Here is a 19,729-nt window from a genome sequence, read left to right on the forward strand (position 1 = left end):
ATGGCCAAAAAAAAGAAAGCATCACAGCAGGAGCATAAAAATGAGAAAGCCATTGCACGTGGGCATGACATTGTCTGTACACATCCCCTGTTCGAGGCGTTAGGACATGCTGTTTACATGCAATACGAAAGTATGCCACAAAAGGATTGGGCTTACGTTACAAGCGCAGGTGTCATCTATGTGAATCAGGATAAAAAAGGACAGCCAAATGAATGGGCTTATGTGATAGCGCATTGTTTGCTACACCTTGGCTTGCATCATCATCAACCAAAAGAGCAGCAGGAGCTTTGGAATATCGCCTGTGACTGCTATATAACAAAGTTTTTAGCAGAGCTAAAATTTGGTCAAGCCCCAAAGGAAATGAGTAATCCACTTTTTGAAGCCTTTAGCTCTGAGGAAAAATTGTATGATAGATTTTTACGCGAAGGTGTACCAAACGATTTGAAAGGCTATAGTACAATGCCAGGACAAGTGGATTTTGTTATTTCACAAAATAAAACAGGCTATCTTTATCGAGGCAATAGTAATTTCGCCGCGTTATTTGCAGAAGGCTTATCGAAAGCAGTGCAAAGTGCCATCCGGGTAGCAGGTGGGGTAGAAAATACATTAGGAGGCACAACGAGGGTAACACAAGCACAGCGCGCAAAGGCTTGGTTTATGAGTTCCTATCCCTTATTTGGTGCTTTAGCAGCTGACTTTACAATAATTGAAGATCCACTTATTTGTACAAGAATGGATATCTCAGTCGCGGCCATTGCAGTGGAAACAAAGGAGATTTACTTGAATACGGCCGTGGGCATGACCGATGAGGAAATGCGGTTTTTACTGGCACACGAACTACTTCATGCGGGATTAAGCCATGCGACACGCAGACAAGGACGTGATCCCTATTTATGGAATGTTGCTTGTGATTATGTTATCAATGGCTGGCTCATCGATATGAAAATCGGCGAGATGCCAGCATTTGGCGGGTTATATGATCCAGCATTAAAAGGGCTCTCGGCAGAATCTATTTATGATCGCATTGTTACGGATATTAGGGTGTATCGCAAATTAAGAACCTTTCGAGGGCAGGGCATAGGAGATATGATCGAAACGAATCCACCAGACTTTTGGGAAGGCAAGGTAGGCGTGGATTTGGATGCTTTTTATAAAAGGGCATTAAGTCAAGGGTTAAGCTATCATATGACTCAAGAGAGAGGATACTTGCCACAAGGGCTCATTGAGGAAATTCGTAGCCTAGCACAGCCTCCTATTGCTTGGGATGTGGCATTAGCCAAATGGTTTGATCGGATGTTTCAACCAATAGAGAAAGTGAGAACGTATGCACGCCCAAGTAGAAGGCAAGCATCGACACCGGATATCGCTCGACCAAGATGGATTCATCAAAGCGGAGAGGAAGATGGGCGCACTTTCGCAGTCCTTATTGATACATCAGGCTCCATGGATCGCCTCCTACTAGGAAAAGCACTCGGCACAATAGCGAGCTATAGCATCACTAGAGATGTTCCCTTTGTTCGCGTTATATTTTGTGATGCTGTTGCCTATGACACAGGCTATCTAGCACCTGAAGAACTATTAACGAAAGTGAAAGTAAGAGGTAGAGGCGGCACGGTATTACAGCCTGGTATACAGCTACTTGAAGAAGCACAGGATTTTCCCAAGGATGGTCCTATCCTGATTATTACAGATGGTCAATGTGATCGTTTAGCCATTAAAAGAGAGCATGCCTTCGTACTACCACAAGGGGCCAAGCTACCATTTGTGCCCAAAGGCGAGGTATTTAGAATGAAATAGCTTCACCTATCTACAAATGTTTGAAATGAATTTTGTTGGTGAAATATAAAAAGTGAACGCACTTCATGAGCAAATTCTAAAGGAGATGACAGATGATTACATTTGATAATGTCTCAAAACAATATGATAACGACCAAATAGCTGTCAAAGAACTAAATGTAGAAATTAAAAAGGGTGAATTCTTTGTTATTATCGGTCCTAGTGGATGTGGCAAAACGACTTTATTAAAGATGATTAATCGATTAATCCCCTTAACAGCAGGCACCATCTGGATTAATGATAAAAGAATTAGCGATTATAATATCCATGAGCTGCGTTGGAGTATCGGCTATGTACTACAGCAAATCGCCCTTTTTCCACATATGACGATTGAAGAAAACATTGCCATTGTGCCAGAGTTGAAGAAATGGAGTAAAAAGAAAATCCATCAGCGAGTGGACGAACTATTAGCGTTGGTGGGGCTAGAGCCTGCAAAATATCGTCAGCGTAAACCAAAGGAATTATCAGGAGGCGAACAGCAAAGGGTTGGCGTTGTTCGAGCCTTGGCAGCTGATCCAGAGATTATTTTAATGGATGAGCCCTTTAGTGCGCTAGACCCTATCAGTCGCACCAAACTACAGGATGATCTACTAGAGATGCAGCGTACCATCCAGAAAACCATTGTATTTGTATCTCATGATATGCAGGAAGCGCTGAAATTAGGGGATCGCCTCTGTATTATGAAAGATGGCGAAATTGTTCAGATAGGCACGCCACAGCAATTGCTGCAAAATCCTGTAAATGATTTTGTCCAACAGTTTATTGGTGGCAAGCAGACAGATCAATGGTTTACGATGCATGATGTGCTACAACCAATCGTAGCCACAAACGACTTTGAGGATACGATTCCTGTCGATGCTTCGTTTACGATGCTTCTTGAAAAATTAGCGAAGCATGACTTGCTGGGTGTCGAAGAGAATGGCAAGCGCATTGGCATGGTGACAAGAGCTTCTATGCTGCGTTATTTAGCAGAGGATTCTAAGAAAAGAGGACATGCACATGGTGGCTAATGTGGTGGATGTATTTCAGGAACGGAAGGCACAGCTACTAGCGGCATTGCTAGAGCATATCCAAATCTCTTTTATTGCGCTATTTTTTGCTGTCCTCATCGCCATTCCTCTAGGTATCTATTTAACCAATAAAAAGAAAATAGCAGAAAGCATTATTGGGGTCAGTGCGGTGCTGCAAACAATTCCTTCCTTAGCGTTGCTCGGCTTATTGATTCCTTTATTCGGTATTGGGAAAGTTCCCGCTATTATTGCGTTAGTCGTCTATGCGCTGTTGCCTATTCTACGAAACACCTACACGGGGATTAATGAAGTCGATCCATCATTGAAGGAAGCGGCATTAGCGATGGGGATGAATCGATCAAAGCGTTTAGTAAAGGTTGAGCTACCACTCGCTATGCCTGTTATGATGGCTGGTATTCGCACAGCAATGGTGCTGATTGTGGGGACTGCAACATTAGCGGCTTTAATTGGTGCAGGAGGTTTAGGGGATATCATTTTACTTGGGATTGACCGAAATAACACAGCCCTCATTCTTATAGGAGCCATTCCCGCCGCTATTTTAGCCCTGATTTTTGATGTGGCGCTCAAAAAATTAGAAACCCTGTCCTTTAAAAAAACAATGACGACTTTGAGTGCCATTAGTTTAGCGGCACTCGTAATGATTTTCTTCCCGCTACTAAGCAGTAAACAGCAAGATGAAATTGTCATTGCAGGAAAGCTTGGTGCGGAGCCTGAGATTCTTATCAATATGTATAAATTATTGATTGAGCAGGAGACAGATTTAACGGTGCAATTAAAGCCAGGGCTTGGTAAAACCTCATTTGTTTTCAATGCGTTAAAATCGGGCAGTATTGATATTTATCCTGAATTTACAGGCACAGCCATTTCGGAATTTTTAAAGGAAGAAGCGATTAATCATAACCAAGAGGACGTCTATCGTCAGGCAAAAGAGGGGATGCAGGAGCAATTCGATATGGTCATGCTTAGTCCCATGAGCTATAACAATACGTATGCACTCGCTGTATCACAGGAGCTAGCTGAGAGCTATCAACTGCAAAAAATCTCTGACCTTAAGCCGATAGAGCAGAAGGTGAAAGCAGGCTTTACATTAGAATTTAATGACCGTGAGGATGGCTATGTGGGCATTCAAAAACGATATGGGATTGCCTTTACAACGCTTGCAACGATGGAGCCAAAGCTTCGCTATCAGGCGATACAATCAGGTGATATTAATTTGCTCGATGCTTATTCAACGGATAGTGAAATTCGTCAATACAAGCTACGCGTATTGGAGGACGACCAAGCATTGTTTCCACCATACCAAGGAGCGCCTTTACTAAGGAAAGAAACGCTGACTGACTATCCAGAGATTGGAAAAGCATTAAATCAACTAGCTGATCGCATTACAGATGATGAAATGCGAGAAATGAATTATCAAGTGAATGTAGAAGGAAAGCTTGCAGCAGAAGTAGCAAAAGAATATTTAGTAAAGGTAGAATTACTAAAATAAGCCCTCTAGCTGTAGAGGGTTTATTTTTATCAATAATTTATTAATGATAAACGTTAAAAAATTATTGATAGGAATAAAAAGGGATGTATAATAGAAAGAAGGGAGGGAGATGTTGACAATGGGGCAAACAATTCAAAGTAAAGAATTTCGATGGATGACAAAGGGGCTTCGTACCGTTTTTACCATCATCATGGTGATGATGATTTTTGCCTTGACGATGCTTGCGATTTTTATGGTAGGGGCAATGGTAGTATCAGAGCAACAAGTGAATCATTTATTAGCAAAGGGGAGTGTGACAGCTGCCGTTCAGTTAGAAGGATTGGAAATGAAGCTGGCAGACCATGTGACAAGGGACATTCACTATTCAAAAAAAGATGTCGTGACCTTCCTCTTTACTGCTACAATATACATAGCTATTTTATTAATTATGATTGTACAAGTAAGGAATATTTTAAGTAATTTATCCAAAGGGATTATATTTTCACTTGCTAATAGTAAAAAAATGGAGAGAATTGCCTACTGTGTGATGGTATTGAGCTTGACAGTGAATGCATTTCGTACATATACCGTCTATCTAATCATGCAACAATTCCAACTGGAGTCCCGATTTGTAGAGTCGGGTTTGATTAAGGGGATTAGCTATCATTTTACAGGCATTCATTGGACTCTATTACTATGTGGTGTGGTGATTTGGACCATTGCACGTATTTTCCGATACGGTGCATTTCTCCAGGATGAATATGATGCAACAGCTTAGGAAGTGAGAACATGACTATAATTATTCGTTTAGATCGCATGCTAGCGGATCGTAAAATGCAGCTGAGTGAACTTGCAGAGAAGGTTGATGTCTCAATTGTCAATCTCTCTAATTTAAAAACGGGCAAGGTAAGAGCCGTACGTTTTTCTACATTAAATGCCATTTGTAAAGCTTTGGGCTGCCAGCCAGGAGACATCTTGGAATATGTAGAGGAAGAAGATCACATCTAGAAGCAAAGCAGAAAGGATTTTATGAATGACGGCTTTTAGTTTTTTAATGCTCGCTATTATAGCAGAGGTTTTTGCCAGTTCTATGCTCAAGCGTACGGAAGGCTTCACACGAATAGGGCCATCAATCGGTGTGGTAGTTGGCTATGGGACGGCATTTTATTATTTAGCCTTAACATTAAAAGTAATTCCTATTGGCACAGCCTATGCAATATGGGCAGGTTTAGGGACAGCGTTAACCGCAATTGTAGGTGTTGTCCTCTATAAGGAACGATTTAATCGCAAGAAGGTATTAGGGATTCTGTGCATTATTATGGGTGTTGTGGTACTCAATCTTGCGGGTGGTCATTAGGAGGCTGAACAGCAGTGAAAGGCTATTTATTTTTAACACTATCGATTATAAGCGAGGTCTTGGCAACAACCATGCTGAAATTCTCAGACGGTTTTACTGTACTAGCTCCATCACTGGCGGTCGCAATTGGCTATGGTATTTCGTTTTATAGCTTATCGCTCTGCTTAAAAACCATGCCCTTAAGCTTAGCCTATGCTATCTGGTCAGGTGTCGGCACAGCTTTAACCGTTCTGGTAGGCATTGTCATTTGGCACGATATGTTTACTGTTTATTCTGCGATCGGCATAGCCCTCATTATTGGAGGCGTTATCTTGTTGAATCAGGGGGATAAGGGTGGAGAAGAATTGGAATCGTGAGTGTAGGCGGATAGAAATGAGAATGTAGCGGATAGCAGGTCTAAATTGAAGGATAGCTTCGCAAAAGAGTCAGAATCAAGAGGATAAGCGGATAGAAATGAAAAAGTAGCGGATAGCGTGTCTAAATTGAAGGATAGGATTAGCAAAGTGGTGGATAGCTTCGCAAAAGAGTCGGAATCATGAGGATAAGCGGATAGAGATGCGAAAGTAGCGGATAGCGTGTCTAAATTGAAGGATAGGATTAGCAAAGTGGTGGATAGCTTCGCAAAAGAGTTGGAATCAAGAGGATAAGCGGATAGAGATGCGAAAGTAGCGGATAGCGTGTCTAAATTGAAGGATAGAAATAGCAAAGTGGTGGATAGCTTCGCAAAAGAGTTGGAATCAAGAGGATAAGCGGATAGAGATGCGAAAGTAGCGGATAGCGTGTCTAAATTGAAGGATAGAAATAGTAAAGTGGTGGATAGCTTTGCAAAAGAGTTGGAATCATGAGGATAGGCGGATAGAGATGCGAAAGTAGCGGATAGCGTGTCTAAATTGAAGGATAGAAATAGCAGATCAACGGTTAGCAGGCCAGATTCAACGGATAGCACTGCCAAAACCGAGGCTTAGCTCACTGCAATCAACCGATGAAAACGCAAAGCATGGAATGGAGAGAATTTGATGATAAAAGCTCTAATTTTTGATTTTGACGGTACAATTATTGATACAGAAACGGCGTGGTATAACGTTTTTAGAGATGCCTATGCACAATGTGGTGTTGACTTATCGTTGGCAACCTATGCTAAGTGCCTTGGTACTAATCTTCAAACTTTTAATCCCTATACATATCTTGTTACACATCATCAAATACAATTGGATGTGGAGGCATTTCAAACATCCATTCAGCAACGCCATGCACAATGGATGGAAACGGGAACGCTTAGACCTGGTATTTTAACGTTGCTACAGCAGGCAAAGGAAGCGGGTTTACAAATTGGTCTTGCTAGTAGCTCAAGTCGTCAATGGATTGATCTATATGTCGATAAACTGGGTATCCGACATTACTTTGATTGCTTTTGTACCGCTGACACTGTGACAAATGTTAAGCCTGATCCGGAGCTTTACTTGCAGGCGCTTGAACAATTGGGTGTAGAGGCTAATGAAGCTATTGCAATTGAGGATTCACCGAATGGCGCACAAGCCGCAGTAGCAGCAGGGCTTTATACAGTGGTCATGCCGAACGAGATTACCAAGCAATTACCGTTCAATACAAAACACAACACAGTGGATACATTAGAACATTGTACTATACAGGATTTCCTAGCATGCTTTTCAAAATAAACTAATGGCAAAAGCCTCCCCATTCAATGGTGGAGGTTTTTTTAGTTTCTTTGTGAAGAAGTCGCCATATTTTTTGTCGCAACATATGATAACGAGAGGGCAACTTACACGGATCAAATCGCATATTCAAACTAGAGAGGGGGCTACGAATTGAATAGTGATAAGAAAAAAAATCACTTTTTATGTGAGGCTTTAAGTGATTTGAAGGATCTTCAGGATATCATGATGAATTTTCATTCTAAATATTTTGGTCAGCTACTTATTAAAATTGTCGGGAGTGATACGATTCCATTTTTTCTAATTACCCATAGTGGTGCGCATTTAAGCTTATTGGATACAGTGAAACAGTTTGAGACAGAGTTTTTCCGCATTGAGGCTGTTGATAGAGAGCGTTGCCGTGGCACAGTGTCGTTGTTGCGTGCTTTTGATTATGAAGGAAACGATACAAATTCGATTGCAGATGTGGTGAGGTTAGAAAAAACAAGTATAGAAAAATCCATTGAACTCAGTGGGATATCGGCCATTCAGCTCTTAAAGCCAGACATGTTGAAGGGGAAATTTATCATAGAGCCGAAATGGTAGTGCCATATTAAACTACTAAAGCTAGAGCATCTGTCTATATGCAAGGGATACAAAGTGAATGTAATAGAGAGAGAATCTAATGAAAGGAAGTTTAGCTATGACGATTATTGGTATGCTGCATCATCGACTTGATCCAACAACAGTGCTCAAGTCCTATGCCTTTGCAGCAGTTGCGAAAGCTGAAGGCGCAACGTTTTTTTACTTCACACCTAAAAGTGTGGACTTTGCCAAACGTTCTATTCGAGCAAAGGTCTATGAGGATGGGCAATGGCAGGAAAAAACGATGCCCTTTCCTGATGTAATTTATAATGCAGGAAGCCCTGAGAAATTATCTGTATCGAAAGAGATTATTGACCGTTTAAAAGAGGAGATTCCATTTACAACGCATTCAATCGGGAACAAATGGAATGTGATGAAACGATTACAGGAAGCGAAGGAATTTGAACAATATTTGATTCCCTCTGAAATTGTAAAGGATGCCGATTTATTTCATAAGTTCGTTAATTATTATAAACGGGTTGTGTTTAAGCCGATTGATGGACGAAAAGGGAAGGGCATTTATTTTATTATGAAGGCGGGAGCCAAGTATTTTGAGGTTCGAAAGGATAGCATCACGACAACCTATACAAAACCACAATTGGATGCATTGATAAAGGAGCAACTTGCGTCTGGCACCTTTATTATGCAGCCGTATATTCAATCCGTTACTAGATCCGGTCAGGTCTATGATTTCCGTCTGCATGTCCAAAAAAATGGGGAAGGTAAATGGGTAGTGACGACGGTGTATCCACGTATTGCACCGAATGGCTCCATCATACCGAATATTAACAATGGCGGCTATACCAATTATTTAGATCCTTTTTTGGAGCAGGAGTTTAAGGAAGAGGCCTATAATATTCGGCGAATGCTGGAGCATTTTTCGCTATCGCTGGCGCATCATCTGGATGAAATTCAAATGGCGAAATTTGGGGAAGTTATTGATGAAATTGGCATTGATGTGGGCTTAGATCAAAATCAAAAAATTTGGATGTATGAGGTCAATTGGCGCCCAGGCTGTCCCCCTGCCTTTTACTTGGAATTAGATGTGGTCATTCATTCCATTCGCTATGCGATGTATCTTGCGAAAAATCAAAAACCTCTGAAAAAGAAAATTGTCCAACAAAAAAGTAAGCAGGTGGAGACAAAGAAAAGCCTGCCAATTATTGCGATTACGGGAAGTGCAGGGAAAACCACAACAAAGGCATTTGTTGGCTCCATCTTATCGAAAAAGTGGAATGTATTTGAATCAAAGGATTATTGGAATACGACGGAGCATACGAAAAAGCATAAGGAAGAGATCAACGATACGCATCAGGCCGTTGTATTAGAGTACGGTATGGCCTATCCAGGCATTATTACCAATCACTGTAGCATCATCCAGCCGAATATTAGTATTGTGACGAATATTGGCTTAGCGCATGTTGGGAACTTTGATGGAGATGTTAGGGGCGTTGCCAAGGCGAAATCGGAATTGATTCATGGTATGGATCAACAGGGCTTGCTCATTGTCAATCAAGATGATGACAATTCAAGATACTTAGAGACACAGCAATTCAAAGGGAAAATCATCACGGTGGGCATTAAAAAAGAAGCGGATTACCGTGCATATGATTTGCAATATAAAGATGTCGGCATGTCCTTTAAAATGAAGCTACATGGGCAAGAAATAGATTTGTATATTCCTATTTTAGGAGAACATCATGTTTACAATGCACTGAATGCAGTGGCAGTGGCTGATCTTTTAGGGTTTAGTCCCCTTGATATTCAGGCAGGGCTCAACTTTAAAAAACCGCCAAGACGCTTAACGATTTATAATTGCCGTGATGATATAACGGTTATTGATGATACGGTTCACTCTCATCCGCAGGGGGTTCGTGCTGCGCTTGATGTGTTGACGAATATTGCAACGAATCGCAAGGTAGCCATTATTGGGCAAATGCGAGAACTGGGTGTCTTGAGAGAAGAGGAGTATCGCAAGGTCGGGGAGTACGTGCATGAAATAGGCATCGATGAATTTATTACCTATGGCTTTAGGACCGACGAAATGAGTAATGCTGCCATCGCAAAGGGCATGGACCCAGCCAGAGTACACCATTTTATTAATAAGGACCAATTGCATGTCCTTCTTGAAAAGCTCATTAAGCCTCATGATACCATTCTCGTAAAAGGTGCAAGTAAAACCAATATGTTTGAAACCGTGAAATTTTTAGATCAAACGTTTAAAGAAGAATAAACGATTACGACTTCTGAAGATAAAAAAGCCCGAGTAACTGTCCACTGACTAGCGGCAATTATTCGGGATATTTTTTTCAAACTCTCAAAATAAATTTTATTTCTTTTGCTGCATTGATGGCGTGATTTCTCGCTTCCTTCAAGGTTGCACCTTCTGCAATGACATAGGCGTAACGGTGACCCATCGACAAAGGTGGGGTGAGGAGGGTGCCTTTTCTTGGTTTGACATACACTTCTACGACGCCAGTTGATTTTGTCGCTCTTGCCCTGCCAATAACCTTTTCTAAAATTCCTCTACTTTCCACAATGACATATTTTGTATAGACAAATTTTTTGTGTCTTGGTTGCAGATTAGGCTGTTCTCCTAGCAAAATCTTCAGTGTTTCTTCTACTAAACTGAAACCTAGTGCTGCTTGTAGCATATTGTTCATGGCGCCACCTGAAATTCGAGGATTGATCTCGATGAGTTTCCAACCATTTTGGGTTAATCGAAGCTCTAAATGGAGCGCCCCATTCTCAATACCAAAGGCTTTGACGATGGAATGAAGTACCTCCTCGATGCCTGATTGGATGTTTTGAGGGGCTTTCACTAGTACACCATAGCCTGTAATAATAAATCGTTTTCCTTGTGTAATTTCCTGCTCAATAATACCAATGACATGTGGTTGTCGTTGATAGACAACCGCCTCCACTAAATATTGAGGACCATCTAGATATTCTTCAATCATGATGGTTTCATAGGGATTTTTACTGCGTAGTGCTTTGAGGTGGTTATTGAGCTGATCGGCATCCGTTGCTAGTAAAACATCTTTTGAGCCTGTTGATTTAGGAGATTTTACGATTAATGGGAAGGTCAAATTTTTAGCAATGGGTTCGTTAGGTTTCATGAGCGAGAACTTTGGCGAATATGGCTGGTCTTGTAAAAACTTTCTTGTTTTTTCTTTATCCTCCATGGTTTCAATCGCGCTGGAGGATGTGTAGTTTTGACAAAATTCATCACATAACATTGAAGCAACATGGACAAAGGGATCAACAAAACTCACGATACTTTTAATATTTAATCCGGTTTTTCCTAGTTTCTCTATTTCATCTTTCATGCTCTCGATATCAAAAGTATCAATGAGTATCATTTTATGGATGTCGGGGTAGGCTCTGCGCTGCTGAAGTTGTTTTTCATTATTTGTGAAAAGTACTGTGAAGTAGCCTAATTTTTCTGCTGCCCTTGTTGCTTCACGACTAGACCCAGATTTGTTTGTACCGATAAATACAATGGCTTTCAGGTATATCACTCCTTCTATTGGTACTTAGATACTTAATCACCTTTATATATATGCAATGAAATAGATTTCCTCTAGTTATGTATCTTGTCTACATCCAAGCAACTTTTAAGAGGTTACATATACTAGAAAAGAAAGGAGGGAGAAAAGATATGAAGCCTCTTTCGGTGAAAAATTTAGCAATGATTACGGCAGGCTATCTAGTGCACGGGTCAGAGGATACACTGATTCAGCATGGGGCTTATCGATTAAAACAAGTGAAAAAGTCCAATACGGCCCTTTTTACAAGTAAACGTATTGTCAATTGGAAAAGTCTAGAGCCACTTTCTCCTCTGGTGCTAGTGACCGATAGAGCTTATCGACCAACTGACATTCCCAACCATGTCATTATGATACAGGTAGCGAATGCAGAAGAGGCCTACTGGAAATTTGTTCATTTTTATCGCAGCCAGTTTCATATTCCGATTGTCGCCATCACAGGTACATCAGGTAAAACAACGACAAAAGAGATGATTAAACATATTCTTTCGGCTGATCGGAAAGTGACTGCGACGACACTTAGCAGTAATTCTAGAACCGCTTCCCTGCAATATTTATTAGGTATAGAGGAAGAAACAGAGGCTGCCGTTTTTGAAACAGCAGTTGGCTCACCAGGAGATGTCACGAATGCGGGGAAATATTTCAAACCGACAATCGGTATTATTACGAATATCGGAGCCCATCATTTAAATTATTGCAAAACATTAGAAGGCTATATCCAAGCAAAGGGAGAAATGCTAGATATCATTCATCCAAAAGGTACATTAATAATCAATGCTGAAGATGTGAATACAAAAAAAATAGATGTTTCGAGATTTCGTGGGCGTTTGATTAAGGTAGGAATGCATGATTCCTGTGATTTTCGAGCGAGCCATATCCACTATTATCAAAAGGGAATGAAATTTGTCCTGCACCATAACAGAAAAAGCTATGACATTCATGTGCCAGGATTTGGGGAGCATCAGGTTTATAATGCCCTTGCTGCCATTGCCGCAGTGTACGATATGGGGATGCCTATTCCAGTCGCAGCAAAACAGCTCCAATCATTCCGTCAATTGAAAAAACAACTGCAACTCTTTGAGGGCATTAATCATTCCATGTTATTGGATGATACATGGAGTATTACAACCACTTCCTTAGAGGCAGCCTTAAAAGTGTTGAATGAGCTAGGTGACGGCAAGAAGAAGATTGCTGTTATTGGTACGATTACCGATTTAGGTTCGTGGGGCTATATTATTCACGAACAAGCGGGCGAATTAATCCAACGTATTGGCGTGGATGTCCTGATTACCATTGGGGAGCATGCAAGGATTATGGCTGATCATGCAGTAAAGCTAGGATTTAGCGCACCTGTTTATACATTTAAAAATAGTACGCTAGTCTATCCGTTATTGCAGAAGATTGTCGATGAAAATACCATCATTCTCATTAAGGGAGATATGTATAGCAAACAGGTTTCTACACTAGCAACGGAGCTAAAGCTAAAACCTCCACCACCTGCAAATTAGCTTCTTTCCATATAGGATATTGACTGTGCCATATAGAAGAGCTTGCTAATAAGGTATAGTAATTGATCAAAAGGCAGCACGCTAGATCAAGAGAAAAAATAAGTCATCTACAAGATTGATAAAGAGAGGAGGCGTAGTACACTTGCAATCTATTAGTGTGCAAAAACTTAGGAATGTCCTACAGGGAAAGCTCATTCACGGATCAGATCAATGGTCTGTTAAGCAGGCAATCTACTATAATCGGCATGATTTAACAAAAAGTCATTCACTTATGTTTGTTAGTCGAAACGATCAAATCAATTGGCAAGAGATTGATCGGAAAGGTCCGTCTCTCATCATATCCGATAAACCGTCTACAGAGTTAAAAAATGCACTAGCGAATACAACCGTTTTACAAGTAAAAAGTGTTGCACAGGCCTACTGGACATTTATCGAGTATTATCGTGGACTCTTTCAAATTCCCGTTGTGGCTTTAACAGGAACTTGTGGTAAAACAACAACAAAAGAGATGTTAAAACATATTGCTAGTAAACATTGGCAAGTGCAAGCATCTGTCAGCAGTAAAAACGAGCCAAGGCAATCACTACCTTATTTGACGGGCATTGATGATAAAACACAAGCCGCTATCTTTGAATTAGGCTTAGGGAATACGGGGAATATTAAACATCAATGTATGATCTATCAACCGACTATCGGGATTATTACAAATATTGGTGTGCATCATCTAGATGGCTGTCTCAATCTGGAAGGCTATATTAAGGCCAAATCAGAAATTGTGGAAGGTATTAAAGAGGATGGCACATTAATCATCAATGCTGATGATGCCAATACCAAAAAAATCTCATTGAAAAGATTTAAAGGGAAGATTATCAAGTTTGGCTTACAGGATACGGCAGATTATAAGGCTTCGAAAGTAGAGTTTGCCAATACGGGTATGAAGTTTGTTTTAGAAGTAGCGGATGAAACGTACAATGTATTTGTCCCTGGCTATGGCGAGCATCAGGTCTATAATGCTTTAGCCGCCATCGCAGCTAGTCATGAAATGGGTCTGACCATTCGTCAGGCAATAGCAGGGCTAAGAACGTTTAAACAGATGGCAAGACATTTAGAATTTACGACAGGACTTGGTGACAGTACGATTATTGATGATACGTGGACAAATAACCCGACATCTGTAGAGGCAGCCTTAAAAGTGTTAGATACGGTAGGAAAAGACAAAAAAGTCATTCTCGTTTTAGGGGATATTAAGCGATTAGGCAATTTTGAAGAAAAATATCATCGCGAAATCGGCTCCATGGTAGCACTAAGAAAGATCGATACATTAATTACCATCGGCAAAAGGGCAGAGAAAATTGCCGATCAAGCACAAAAGGATGGAACCAGCGCAGAGGTTCATACGTTTAAAGAGGTAGTAGGCGTTTTAGAATTATTGAAACCAAAGCTTGATGCAGACACGATTGTCTTAATAAAAGGACCAATGTCTAGTAGATCCATGATTGAATTTGCCAATAAACTGAAAAACGCATAGAAAAAGGGTGTCTCAACATGAGTGAGACACCCCATCCTAATTTATTTTAAAACACGTCGAGCGGTTACAAAATTCTTTTGTGCCCAAGTCGAAGAAATGTTTTGTTTCACAATATTATTAGTTGTCATACTAATATATTGGTTATTCCCTATATAAATACCCGTTTGAGTGATTTCTTGTCCACCATTATTCGTAGAGAAGAACAGTAGATCCCCTTTTTGAAGCTGTGATTTTTGAATACGTGTCCCTACTAAAGCCTGTTTACTTGCTAGTTTATCTTTTAAATCAATACCATGCTTTTTAAAGACATAATAAGTAAAACCCGCACTTGTAAAAGTCAGTGCACTCTCATTGTACGTATAACCGAATTTTGCTTTGCTTGTTAAGCCCGAAGCAGTGGCAATAATTTTATCGGCAGATGTACTTGCTGAAGGTGCACTTACACTGGGTGTAGAGGTGCTATCAGAGAAAACGCGCTTCGCTGTAATATAATGTTCAGTATAATAATCTACAAATAACACTCTTGTCATCACACCATCTGAATTAGGGATAATGATACGATGATCACCTGCATAAATTCCGACAAGTGAAGGTGTTTTAGAGCCTTTAACACTATTAAAGAAGACTAAATCACCCTTCTTCAAGTTAGCACGTGCCACAGTAGATCCTTGACTCATTAAATCGTTTAATGAAGTTGAGCCGAGTGTCACACCACTTTTACGATAGATGAAATCAACAAAAGTTGGAGCTGTAAAGCGTAGACTAGCCTCATTTGTTGTTGAGCTAATCGTTACTTTGTTTTTATATGTGAGGGCATTCTCTACAATTTTATCGCCTTTTGTAGCTGGATTGGCAGATAGTAGGGTAGGTAATACTCTACGTGCAGATACATAGTTTTCCGTATAATACGGCTTACTATTTAAATCAGAGATAACAATATTTTGTTTGGTATCAGCCATGTGGATGATTTTATTGTCTCCGATATACATACCGACATGATCGGGATCAGTCCCTGTTTTTTTACTTTTAAAGAACACTAAATCGCCTTTTTGTAATTGGTTTCTCGCTACATAGGTCCCTTGCTGAATCATATAATTTTCATTATACGTACCAAGGTCTACCCCGTTTTTCTCGAAGATGTACATTAAAAATGAAGCACAAGAAAATTTGTATGGGTATGTAGGCTTGTAAACCGAATTGCTGTATGTTGCTTGCCCCATTAAGCTTTTACCAGTCTGAATTAATTGGTCTGCTTTTGCAGCTACCGCCTGTGCGTTGTTCTGGGCATTGGTTGTCGCAGCCTCTACTTGTATCGGCTGGATCGCTGTTTGCACCATTCCAAATGAACTAAATCCAATTGTTAATGCAAGTGTTGTAGATAAAAATCGTTTATTCATGTTGTGTATAACCTCCTAAAGCATCTAGTAGGATTTCTCCTGTATACCTTTGCCATGGAAATAATCGTAGCATGAAAATGTAGGGCTTCTGGGCGGTAAATGTTACCAGGGTAACGGAAGGTAGGGCCTCAACACTTGCTATAAAAGGCTTTATCAAGGGAATTTACAGTTTTATTACAAATGTTTCAGTAAGATGTAATATGGAACAATTCCATGAAAAAAACTGCCCCAAAACGAGGCAGCTTACACGATTTCCTGTATCATTTCTACGCGATTGCCAAACGGATCACGGAATTCAAAGCGCTCGTAATGAGGAATGGGCACAGAATCGAGTATCTCGATTTGATGTTCTGCGAGTTTCTTCCTCCAATACTGAATATCCGCTACTTGATACGCAATATGCGCCTTTGTTGTCAAACGATCGAAGCCATCTTCCGTGCCCACATGAACCTCCTGCTGACCAAGCTGTAACCAAAATCCCCCACGACCTTTAAGTGAGTCCGGTTTCTCCAATTCCTGAAGTCCTAAGACACGGCAATAAAAATCCTTCCCCTGCTCCTCACAGCCTTTCGGAATCGTAATTTGCACATGATGTAAACCCATAATCATCTCATAACGCCCCCTTTTTCCTTAATTATAGAGTAATTTCTAAATATTTGAAATCGAAGAGGAGGAAAGCTGGTAAACAGGTGGATAGAATCTCAAAAGTGGAGGATAGCGTTCTAAAAGTGGTGGATAGAATCATCAAAGAGAAGGATAGCGTTTAAACAGGTGGATAGAACTCCGAAAGTAGAGGATAGCGCTCCAAAACTGGCGGATAGAATCATCAAAGAGAAGGATAGCCTCTAAACTAATGGATAGAATCATCAAAGAGAAGGATAGAATTTAAACTAGTGGATAGCACTCCAAAAGTAGAGGATAGCGTTCTAAAACTGGCGGATAGAATCATCAAAGAGAAGGATAGCCTCTAAACTAGTGGATAGAACCTCAAAAGTGGTGGATAGCACTCCGAAAGTAGAGGATAGCGCTCCAAAACTGGCGGATAGAATCATCAAAGAGAAGGAAAGCGCTTAAACAGGTGGATAGAATCTCAAAAGTAGAGGAAAGCGTTCTAAAACAGGTGGATAGAACTCCGAAAGTAGAGGATAGAAATCCAAAAGTAGAGGAAAGCGTTCCTAAACTAGTGGTTAGAACCTCAAAAGTGAAGGATAGCACGCCAAAACTAGTGGATACAACCTCAAAATTGAAGGAAAGCGCGACATTTCTATGCTGTTAAGATTTAATACTATGGTATAATAATAAAAACGGAATAATAGGATAGAGGTACAAATCCGATTTTTGGATTTGTTTAAAAGGGAAGATCGGTGTGAATCCGACGCTGTCCCGCAACTGTAAATGGGAGCACATTTCAAAAGGCCACTGTTACGAGTCGTAATGGGAAGGTGAAAGGTGTGATGAACATGAGCCAGGAGACCTGCCTTTATCTAGTACAGCCAAAAAACCTACGCGGATAGGGGGTGTTGAGTGTGACTAGAGAATTTCTCCTGCATGCTCATAGTACGATGATTGCTAAAAAGGTAGCTTCTATGTTTAATAGAAAGCTTCTTTCGAGTTGGCAGCCATCGTATTATGTCGTGTATTTGTCATAGTAGACATCTTTCTGATGAGGGAAAGATGTTTTTTTATGTAAAAAATTAAAGGAGCGGTCCACATGAATCCACAAGTTGTTGAGTACTATGAAAGCTTATTTAAATTTGAAATTATGCAAGAGCCTAGACCTTTAAAGGAGCTTGTCGAACAATATGTTGGGCATGATGCTACACATGAGCCATCTATTTTAGCAGCGTATGCCAATGTTTTGAAAGAATTAATAGGATAGAATATGTTTGGCTACTTCGAAAAACGAAGTAGCCTTTTTTAATAAGCGCATGCTTTGACAATTATTTATAGGAGGCGTACAATTTCGTTGAACAATCGTTTTGAACATTTGTTCAAAAAAGAGGTGAGTACGATCGATCAAAAAGAAAAAAATAAAGAGGTAAAGGATCAAATTTTACAAGCGGCAAAAGCCTTGTTTTCATCTAGGGGCTTTGATGGTACAACGGTGAGACAAATTTGTGAAGAAGCAGATGTGTCACTTGCACTTGTTTCCTATCATTTTGGTGGTAAGGAAAAGGTCTTTAATGCATTATTTGAACCGCTACGCCACACCTTTATGAATGCTCATTATGATGTTGAAGATTCAATCGGTGCGCTTCATAGCTTTTGTCGAAACTTTGTTCTTTACCGAATCCATGAGCATGAATTAATTGATATTTTACAGCAAGAAATTGTTATGAATAGTCCAAGGCTTGAGATGCTAAAGGATGTGTTTTTACCTTCCTGGGAGCAGCTTCGGACAATTTTATTGGCTTGTCAGGAGCAGCAGACCATTCACTTCGAGTCACTTGATGTTGCGTTGAACTTTATTATGGGGACCTTAATGTATTCCTTGAACAATCCGTTTTTAAATCGTTCTTCCTTACAAGCAACACCTGAACAGATTGCGGAGCTTGCTGTCAATTTCGTGTTACATGGTCTTCAAACAAAATTATAAAAAGAAGGTAATAAGATGAAAGCAGCAAAATTTTACGGAATAAAAGATATTCGAGTAGAGGAGGCACAACTGCCAGCACTAGCACCAGGCATGGTGAAAGTGAAAGTTGCCTTTGCTGGAATTTGTGGTAGTGATTTACATGAATATGTAGGCGGGGCTTATGCATTCCGTACACAACCCGTTTTAGGTCATGAATTTGCAGGTGTCGTTGTAGAGGTTGCAGAAGGCGTTACACAGACAAAAGTAGGTGATCGTGTGGCAGTGGAGCCACCAATCCCATGTGGTAAATGTGATAATTGTCGACGTGGCTATTCCAACTTATGTAAGCGTGGTCAATCTTATGGCTATACGATTTCTGGAGGATTTGCTGAATATGCAGTCGTGCAAGAGGAAAACATTCATCTTCTTCCTGAGAATATGAGCCTAGAGCTAGGCGCACTTGTTGAACCGACAGCCGTAGCGGTTCATGCAGTTCGTCAAAGTCAATTAAAGCTTGGTGATACAGCGGCCATTTTTGGCGCAGGTCCTATTGGATTATTAGTCTTGCAGGCTGTGAAAGCTGCGGGGGCAAGCGAAATTTTTGTCGTAGAGGTTTCGGATGAACGACGCCAAAAAGCACTTGAATTAGGCGCGACCTATGTCATGAATCCAATCGACACAGATGCAGTAGCGTTTATTCGTGAAAAAACAACTGGTGGGGTAGATGTTGCGTATGATGCAGCAGGTGTGCAAGCAACATTTACAAGCGGTGTTAGTGCTGTTCATCCAGGCGGCGAATTTAAAATCGTCAGCGTTTGGGAAAGACCTGTAGAATTTAACCCAAATGCGGTGGTTTCACCAGAAGTGAAACTTAGTGGCTCGTTCGCCTATGTGAATATTTTCCCTGAAGTGATTCGATTACTTGCTCGTGGTGTGATTGATGGACAAGCTGTCATCACAAGCCAAATTGCTTTAGAAGATATCGTGGAAAAAGGCTTCGAGGCATTAACAAAAGACCGTAGCCAATGTAAAATTCTTGTCAATATGAGTTTGTAATTTACCGAAATCATAGCCGAACTTGCAGGTTTGGCTATGATTTTTTTGGCTACATTAATAACAATACCAATTGGAATACATTTGTTTGTCATAAAACTGCCTTTAGGACTTCATTCATATTTCACTTT

General features: G+C 40.4%; 19 protein-coding genes and 1 riboswitch. Of the genes, 16 read left to right on the forward strand and 3 right to left on the reverse strand.

Translation table 11 applies throughout. The features are described from left to right. From JTI58_RS18055 to JTI58_RS18100, 10 genes are all read left to right on the forward strand, one after another. Positions 1 to 1,797 (forward strand): vWA domain-containing protein, encoded by a 1,797-nt coding sequence (locus JTI58_RS18055; RefSeq protein WP_205442722.1) that lies wholly within the window; start codon positions 1 to 3, stop codon positions 1,795 to 1,797. 92 nt (positions 1,798 to 1,889) lie between these two features. Beyond that, positions 1,890 to 2,846, forward strand: a complete 957-nt coding sequence (locus JTI58_RS18060; RefSeq protein WP_205442726.1) for an ABC transporter ATP-binding protein — start codon at positions 1,890 to 1,892, stop codon at positions 2,844 to 2,846. Then, positions 2,836 to 4,356: an osmoprotectant update ABC transporter permease/substrate-binding subunit OpuFB gene (gene opuFB / locus JTI58_RS18065; RefSeq protein ID WP_279381283.1), complete on the forward strand. Its 1,521-nt coding sequence runs from the start codon at positions 2,836 to 2,838 to the stop codon at positions 4,354 to 4,356. Before JTI58_RS18060 ends, opuFB begins: the two co-directional genes overlap by 11 nt. A gap of 118 nt (positions 4,357 to 4,474) precedes the next feature. Further along, positions 4,475 to 5,113 (forward strand): DUF2975 domain-containing protein, encoded by a 639-nt coding sequence (locus JTI58_RS18070; protein WP_205442727.1) that lies wholly within the window; start codon positions 4,475 to 4,477, stop codon positions 5,111 to 5,113. 11 nt (positions 5,114 to 5,124) lie between these two features. Then, complete coding sequence (locus JTI58_RS18075; RefSeq protein WP_205442729.1) at positions 5,125 to 5,343, forward strand: helix-turn-helix domain-containing protein; 219 nt, start codon at positions 5,125 to 5,127, stop codon at positions 5,341 to 5,343. Between the two features lie 25 nt (positions 5,344 to 5,368). Then, positions 5,369 to 5,692 (forward strand): DMT family transporter, encoded by a 324-nt coding sequence (locus JTI58_RS18080; RefSeq protein WP_205442730.1) that lies wholly within the window; start codon positions 5,369 to 5,371, stop codon positions 5,690 to 5,692. A gap of 14 nt (positions 5,693 to 5,706) precedes the next feature. Beyond that, entirely contained in the window at positions 5,707 to 6,048 is a 342-nt protein-coding gene (locus JTI58_RS18085) for a DMT family transporter (RefSeq protein ID WP_205442732.1), read from the forward strand. 660 nt (positions 6,049 to 6,708) lie between these two features. Further along, complete coding sequence (locus JTI58_RS18090; protein WP_205442733.1) at positions 6,709 to 7,368, forward strand: HAD family hydrolase; 660 nt, start codon at positions 6,709 to 6,711, stop codon at positions 7,366 to 7,368. Between the two features lie 150 nt (positions 7,369 to 7,518). Continuing rightward, positions 7,519 to 7,950 carry a hypothetical protein gene (locus tag JTI58_RS18095; RefSeq protein ID WP_205442734.1) on the forward strand — a complete coding sequence of 144 codons (432 nt, stop codon included), beginning with the start codon at positions 7,519 to 7,521 and terminating at the stop codon, positions 7,948 to 7,950. Positions 7,951 to 8,029: 79 nt separating this feature from the next. Continuing rightward, positions 8,030 to 10,222: a YheC/YheD family protein gene (locus JTI58_RS18100; protein WP_243456112.1), complete on the forward strand. Its 2,193-nt coding sequence runs from the start codon at positions 8,030 to 8,032 to the stop codon at positions 10,220 to 10,222. A 76-nt stretch (positions 10,223 to 10,298) separates the two neighbouring features. On the opposite strand, the gene JTI58_RS18105 is transcribed toward JTI58_RS18100, so the two are convergent. Next, positions 10,299 to 11,510 carry an ATP-grasp domain-containing protein gene (locus tag JTI58_RS18105; protein ID WP_205442736.1) on the reverse strand — a complete coding sequence of 404 codons (1,212 nt, stop codon included), beginning with the start codon at positions 11,508 to 11,510 and terminating at the stop codon, positions 10,299 to 10,301. 140 nt (positions 11,511 to 11,650) lie between these two features. Between JTI58_RS18105 and JTI58_RS18110 the strand changes: the two genes are divergently transcribed. Together JTI58_RS18110 and JTI58_RS18115 are read left to right on the forward strand one after the other, a co-directional pair. Beyond that, positions 11,651 to 13,045, forward strand: coding sequence for a Mur ligase family protein (locus JTI58_RS18110; RefSeq protein ID WP_205442737.1), 1,395 nt, complete (start codon positions 11,651 to 11,653; stop codon positions 13,043 to 13,045). Between the two features lie 142 nt (positions 13,046 to 13,187). Then, positions 13,188 to 14,573, forward strand: a complete 1,386-nt coding sequence (locus JTI58_RS18115; RefSeq protein ID WP_205442738.1) for a UDP-N-acetylmuramoyl-tripeptide--D-alanyl-D-alanine ligase — start codon at positions 13,188 to 13,190, stop codon at positions 14,571 to 14,573. A 41-nt stretch (positions 14,574 to 14,614) separates the two neighbouring features. Here the strand turns inward: JTI58_RS18115 and JTI58_RS18120 are convergent, their stop codons facing one another. Beyond that, positions 14,615 to 15,970 carry a C40 family peptidase gene (locus tag JTI58_RS18120; RefSeq protein WP_205442740.1) on the reverse strand — a complete coding sequence of 452 codons (1,356 nt, stop codon included), beginning with the start codon at positions 15,968 to 15,970 and terminating at the stop codon, positions 14,615 to 14,617. Positions 15,971 to 16,213: 243 nt separating this feature from the next. Further along, a complete protein-coding gene (locus JTI58_RS18125) occupies positions 16,214 to 16,579 on the reverse strand; it encodes a VOC family protein (protein WP_205442744.1) in 366 nt (121 codons plus the stop codon). 695 nt (positions 16,580 to 17,274) lie between these two features. After that, positions 17,275 to 17,466: riboswitch (cobalamin riboswitch) on the forward strand. 30 nt (positions 17,467 to 17,496) lie between these two features. On the opposite strand from JTI58_RS18125, the gene JTI58_RS25095 reads away from it, so the two are divergent. From JTI58_RS25095 to JTI58_RS18140, 4 genes are all read left to right on the forward strand, one after another. After that, positions 17,497 to 17,619, forward strand: a complete 123-nt coding sequence (locus tag JTI58_RS25095; protein WP_279381284.1) for a hypothetical protein — start codon at positions 17,497 to 17,499, stop codon at positions 17,617 to 17,619. A 62-nt stretch (positions 17,620 to 17,681) separates the two neighbouring features. Continuing rightward, on the forward strand, positions 17,682 to 17,849 hold the full coding sequence (locus JTI58_RS18130) for a hypothetical protein (protein ID WP_205442745.1): 168 nt from the start codon (positions 17,682 to 17,684) through the stop codon (positions 17,847 to 17,849). An 87-nt stretch (positions 17,850 to 17,936) separates the two neighbouring features. Next, positions 17,937 to 18,566, forward strand: coding sequence for a TetR/AcrR family transcriptional regulator (locus JTI58_RS18135; RefSeq protein ID WP_243456114.1), 630 nt, complete (start codon positions 17,937 to 17,939; stop codon positions 18,564 to 18,566). A 15-nt stretch (positions 18,567 to 18,581) separates the two neighbouring features. Further along, positions 18,582 to 19,601, forward strand: a complete 1,020-nt coding sequence (locus JTI58_RS18140) for a 2,3-butanediol dehydrogenase (RefSeq protein ID WP_205442746.1) — start codon at positions 18,582 to 18,584, stop codon at positions 19,599 to 19,601. The last annotated feature ends 128 nt before the right edge of the window (positions 19,602 to 19,729 follow it).

The organism is Lysinibacillus fusiformis (genome assembly GCF_016925635.1).
Lineage (GTDB): Bacteria > Bacillota > Bacilli > Bacillales_A > Planococcaceae > Lysinibacillus > Lysinibacillus fusiformis_F.

What these genes read in the sequence shown, in the direction of transcription:
- opuFB (WP_279381283.1), top strand. Translation starts at nt 2,836, where the DNA reads ATGGTGGCTAATGTGGTGGATGTATTTCAGGAACGGAAGGCACAGCTA.
- JTI58_RS18080 (WP_205442730.1), top strand. Translation starts at nt 5,369, where the DNA reads ATGACGGCTTTTAGTTTTTTAATGCTCGCTATTATAGCAGAGGTTTTT.
- JTI58_RS18110 (WP_205442737.1), top strand. Translation starts at nt 11,651, where the DNA reads ATGAAGCCTCTTTCGGTGAAAAATTTAGCAATGATTACGGCAGGCTAT.
- JTI58_RS18100 (WP_243456112.1), top strand. Translation starts at nt 8,030, where the DNA reads ATGAAAGGAAGTTTAGCTATGACGATTATTGGTATGCTGCATCATCGA.
- JTI58_RS18070 (WP_205442727.1), top strand. Translation starts at nt 4,475, where the DNA reads ATGGGGCAAACAATTCAAAGTAAAGAATTTCGATGGATGACAAAGGGG.
- JTI58_RS18090 (WP_205442733.1), top strand. Translation starts at nt 6,709, where the DNA reads ATGATAAAAGCTCTAATTTTTGATTTTGACGGTACAATTATTGATACA.
- JTI58_RS18075 (WP_205442729.1), top strand. Translation starts at nt 5,125, where the DNA reads ATGACTATAATTATTCGTTTAGATCGCATGCTAGCGGATCGTAAAATG.
- JTI58_RS18060 (WP_205442726.1), top strand. Translation starts at nt 1,890, where the DNA reads ATGATTACATTTGATAATGTCTCAAAACAATATGATAACGACCAAATA.
- JTI58_RS18055 (WP_205442722.1), top strand. Translation starts at nt 1, where the DNA reads ATGGCCAAAAAAAAGAAAGCATCACAGCAGGAGCATAAAAATGAGAAA.
- JTI58_RS18130 (WP_205442745.1), top strand. Translation starts at nt 17,682, where the DNA reads ATGAATCCACAAGTTGTTGAGTACTATGAAAGCTTATTTAAATTTGAA.
- JTI58_RS18120 (WP_205442740.1), bottom strand. Translation starts at nt 15,970, where the DNA reads ATGAATAAACGATTTTTATCTACAACACTTGCATTAACAATTGGATTT.
- JTI58_RS18125 (WP_205442744.1), bottom strand. Translation starts at nt 16,579, where the DNA reads ATGATTATGGGTTTACATCATGTGCAAATTACGATTCCGAAAGGCTGT.
- JTI58_RS18140 (WP_205442746.1), top strand. Translation starts at nt 18,582, where the DNA reads ATGAAAGCAGCAAAATTTTACGGAATAAAAGATATTCGAGTAGAGGAG.